This window comes from Thalassolituus sp. UBA2009, from assembly GCF_002335285.1.
GTDB lineage: Bacteria > Pseudomonadota > Gammaproteobacteria > Pseudomonadales > Oceanobacteraceae > Venatoribacter > Venatoribacter alkanivorans.
In genome coordinates this window covers 17,813-21,773 of record NZ_DDCJ01000019.1, presented here as the reverse complement: position 1 = coordinate 21,773, position 3,961 = coordinate 17,813, and the positions used below count along the sequence as shown (strand labels likewise).

Below are 3,961 nucleotides of genomic sequence, written 5' to 3'. Positions count from 1 at the left end.
AACGACTGGCCCTGATTGTTATTGCAATTCATCCAGCAAAAACTGCCATACCGCCTGGGCGGCTTTGGTCCTTTCACCGACACACACCAGATTAATCGGACTGTTTTCCGGGTGCTGCCAGTCGCTGAGTACCGGTACTAAACGGCCGCTTTCCCGCTCCGCTCTGATAAATTCCGGATCGAGCATAATAATGCCCAGCCCGGCGCTGGCCATATCCACCAGAGCACGGCTGTTATTGGTTTTTATGGCGGGGCTGACTTCGATATTCTCCGTCTGCCCCGCGCGGTTGCGGAAAGGCCAGAAGTTCAGGGAGCCGAACACCAGACAATCGTGCCGGGCGAGATCGGCAGGAGTGTCCGGCTGACCGCGTTCGGCCAGATACTGTGGCGAGGCAAACCAGCCCCAGTGTTTTTCGCCAATCTTGCGCGCAATTAAAGAGGAATCGGGCAGCTGGCCAATACGGATGGCAATGTCCACGTTTTCTGCCAGCAAATCTACATTGCGGTCATCGAGATTTAATTCCAGTTCAATATCGGGAAATTGTCCGCGCAGTTTCTTCAGTACCGGCACCAGCCGGGCCTGACCCATCAGTACACTGGCACTGATTTTTACCCGGCCTTTCGGAGAGGTCTGCATATCATCCAGCAGGCCACTCAGATTGCTCAGTACCTTGTTCAGCTCACCGGTTCCCAGCAATAAATTACGGCCGACATCGGTTAACTGCAGCTGCCGGGTTGAGCGCTGTAATAACGGCTGGCCGACAAACTCCTCAAGCTGACGGATCTTCTTACTGACCGACGAGCGCGGCAGGTTCAGCTCGCTGGCCGCCGCCTGAAAGCTGCCACGTTCCGCAACCAGATGAAAAACGTGCAGCAGTGGCAGATTGAGATAGGACATAAAACCTCTGATGAACAATGGCCGGAGAGGGCCGGCAGAAAGTACTTTGTTGCCAGATGAGAACCAGTAAGTGCGCATATTGATGCCTTATTGGCGACCTGACAAGTTGCTAATCTGCCGTACAACAAACAACGAGGAGAACGGATATGAATGGCAAAACAATTCTGATTACGGGTGGCACCGCAGGCATCGGTCTGGCGCTGGCAGAGAAGCTGGCAGCCGACGGCAATCATGTGATTATTACCGGGCGTGATCAGCACAAAGTAAATCAGGTAAGTGCTGCGATTGGCTGCAGCGGCTTTGTTGCTGACAGTGCTGACGGTGCGGCGCTGAAACAACTGGCCGCGGCCCTGCAAAAAGACAATATTCAACTGGATGGTTTAGTGCTGAATGCCGGTGTGTTTTATCCGCAGGCTATTGCAACCAGCAGCGAAGAAGACTTTGACCAGACCATCGCCATTAATACCAAAGGCCCCTTTATTACTCTGCAGCAGTTACAGCCGCTGCTGAAGAACCCTTCCAGTGTGGTGTTTGTATCCAGCATTGTGGTGACCAAAGCCTTCCCGCAAGCGGCGGTATATGCTGCCAGCAAAGCGGCTTTTGAAGCCATTGCGCGGGTGGCTAATCTGGAATTTTCAGGCTTAGGTATCCGTATTAATTCGGTTCGCCCCGGTGTAACTGCAACGGCCATTCAGGGCAAGGCGGGGATGAATGCGGAGCAACAGGATGCTCTGTTTGAATCTATGAAGGATACAGTGCTGGGGCGGGTGATGACGGCGCAGGATCAGATTGGTGCAATCGAGTTTCTGCTCTCTGATCAGTCGCTGGCGATGCGCAGTGCGGTGCTGGAAGTTGATGGTGGTTATTTACTGTAAAAGGTTACGTCCGGCGAATCAGTGCACTATCCGGCGCAGGTTTCTGGGGCCTGTTTCATTAGTGTTAACAGGCCCTAAATTGCACCGGAGTATGGATTTACCGCAGGAATAAAGTTTCGTCAGGCGTTACGCCGCGAAATTAAAAGTTCACAGGCGGCACTCTGGACTTCTTCTGCGGTTTCGCTGGCGGTTGGATGCCGGCGGATACTGTTCAGTTTAAAACGCAGTGCCTGAAATACCTCATCACTTACCAGATACAGAAAATGGGAAATGATCCAGTATTTCCACATCTCGTCGTCGCTGTTCAGAATATCTAATACCGGCTGTACCAGCTCGTTGCCCAGTAACGATAAGCGCTCAGCAACCGGCCCGGCGATAGGCCAGTTAAGGTCCTGCAGACATTCCAGCAGATCAGCAATATAAGGAAGCAGATCTTCGTCGGAGGCGGCCTGCAGATTGGCACAGGCTTCATCGTCAAATTTGTCTTTGGGTACAAGTCTGATCATTCTGTTATCAATACTCTGAGATCAGGCCCTGATAATGAGGCTCTGATTATTCCGAATAAAATAAGGCTTAAGCCTGGAGCAGGTATTAATGGTACGACTCGGGCTCCAGCAAAACACTCCCCCAGGTCATTAACTCACCGCACTCCATCCAGATGGAGCAGCCATAACCCGTTGTGGTCGTTTTTATATCTTCCTGATAAATCAACTCCTGATTTTTAATCCACAGGGTTTGTGACTCTTTACCGTATGGAATAATCAGGGGTATGGGAATGATAAAGGACAGGTATAGGCCAACCCATTTATATTCACTGTGATAATAGGTGGTCTTTGTTGCACCCTCTGTCTTTGCCGGATCACCCGAGTAAGTTTTCTGGCTATGAACGATATCCAGACCTACACAGCCGGTTAATTGGCTGACGATAACTATATTCCGCAGGACTTTCATATTCTGCCATTATGTGGTTTCAACCAGACACCGGTGGCCAACTCAATCGTCACACTGAGAAAAATGGGATTGATTGGTGCTGGCACTCAACGCGTGGTTTTTCGCCCGTTGAATCAGCTGCTTATCTGCCGGGAACTGTGCACCTGTTCCCGGCCAGTAATAGCCGTCGTTATTTATGCAAAGCGTTATCAGAACCTCTGCATCGTCCAGGCTGGCCGCCTCGTCAGCCTCTGCCGACATTACATAATGAATGCGCTCCCTGTGCTCCCCGCGAATGGTGTCGACAACCTTGGCATAATAAATATGCTGGCTGCCATCCGTGCCCTCTATTACCTTTGCATCCGTGTGCCTGATAACAGCTGAGTAGGGTGTTTCTGCAACGGCACTGAGTAAATATGGGCTTATGGCTTCAATTTGTGCCTGGTTTAACGACCTGTCGGCGCTGGCATAGCCGCTGATCAATAACAGCACGAAACAGCTCAGATAATTTTTCATAGTCATCTGCTTACTATCTCCGGTTACTGGCAGCCAGGCACTCATATCAGAACGCATTCCAGTCGTGGAAATGCATGTCGTATTCTTTGTCTTTAATATCCCAGCGTTCGGTGTTTAATTCCCAGTTAACGCTTTCGAGATAGCCGATAAATATACCGATAAATTCTTCAAACGAATCGGCCTTCAGTTTCTTGGTATCTTCATCACGCCCGAATGAAATGATCTGATGCATCTTGCCTTTAACATCAGGATCAAAATCGATACCAATATGATTACCACCATGGTCATGGGTAATCGGCAGCCATTTTCTGTTCAGGTAGAGGGGTTTGATAACCCCCTCCGGAGAAGACTCCATAGAATCGGCCAGATCTTCATTCAGGCCGTCATTCTCAAGCGCGACCCAGGTATCCCACTGGCGCATAATTTCCTTTACCGACAACAATCGGATACCAAAGAAGAAACCACGGCCATTCCCCGGCTCCTGGCCATTGTGTACAGACAGAAAGTTTCTGAACGCCTGCGGTAATTCAAGCCCGGTATGCTGTTCAAGCTGGGCGATCTCTTCGGCTGTTGCGCCGTTGTTTAACTCAAGCAGATTAAAACCGCCGCGCGAATTGAAGATGGCTGTCATCTTTTCCCATTGCTCTTGCATACAATATTCTCTGTCAGTGTCTTAGGGCCTGTCGACACTAATTAAACAGGCCTGTTATTGGCTAAAGATATCTCAAACAAGGCGCTGAGAG

Annotated in this window: 6 protein-coding genes; 1 reads left to right on the top strand and 5 read right to left on the bottom strand. The window is 50.3% G+C overall.

Annotated elements, in window-relative coordinates:
* Positions 1 to 18: 18 nt before the first annotated feature.
* Entirely contained in the window at positions 19 to 897 is an 879-nt protein-coding gene (locus tag B3P58_RS02015; protein ID WP_286715726.1) for a LysR family transcriptional regulator, read from the bottom strand.
* Positions 898 to 1,043: 146 nt separating this feature from the next.
* Between B3P58_RS02015 and B3P58_RS02010 the strand changes: the two genes are divergently transcribed.
* Positions 1,044 to 1,772, top strand: coding sequence for an SDR family oxidoreductase (locus B3P58_RS02010; RefSeq protein WP_286715724.1), 729 nt, complete (start codon positions 1,044 to 1,046; stop codon positions 1,770 to 1,772).
* A gap of 119 nt (positions 1,773 to 1,891) precedes the next feature.
* Here the strand turns inward: B3P58_RS02010 and B3P58_RS02005 are convergent, their stop codons facing one another.
* The 4 genes from B3P58_RS02005 to B3P58_RS01990 all read right to left on the bottom strand — a co-directional run bounded on the left by B3P58_RS02005 (position 1,892) and on the right by B3P58_RS01990 (position 3,849).
* On the bottom strand, positions 1,892 to 2,278 hold the full coding sequence (locus B3P58_RS02005; protein WP_286715722.1) for a DUF5071 domain-containing protein: 387 nt from the start codon (positions 2,276 to 2,278) through the stop codon (positions 1,892 to 1,894).
* Positions 2,279 to 2,363: 85 nt separating this feature from the next.
* The gene (locus B3P58_RS02000) at positions 2,364 to 2,723 is read right to left on the bottom strand and encodes a hypothetical protein (RefSeq protein WP_286715720.1); all 360 of its coding nucleotides are present in this window, start codon (positions 2,721 to 2,723) and stop codon (positions 2,364 to 2,366) included.
* 42 nt (positions 2,724 to 2,765) lie between these two features.
* Positions 2,766 to 3,218: a hypothetical protein gene (locus tag B3P58_RS01995; RefSeq protein ID WP_286715718.1), complete on the bottom strand. Its 453-nt coding sequence runs from the start codon at positions 3,216 to 3,218 to the stop codon at positions 2,766 to 2,768.
* Positions 3,219 to 3,264: 46 nt separating this feature from the next.
* A complete protein-coding gene (locus B3P58_RS01990) occupies positions 3,265 to 3,849 on the bottom strand; it encodes an SMI1/KNR4 family protein (RefSeq protein ID WP_286715716.1) in 585 nt (194 codons plus the stop codon).
* Positions 3,850 to 3,961 lie beyond the last annotated feature (112 nt).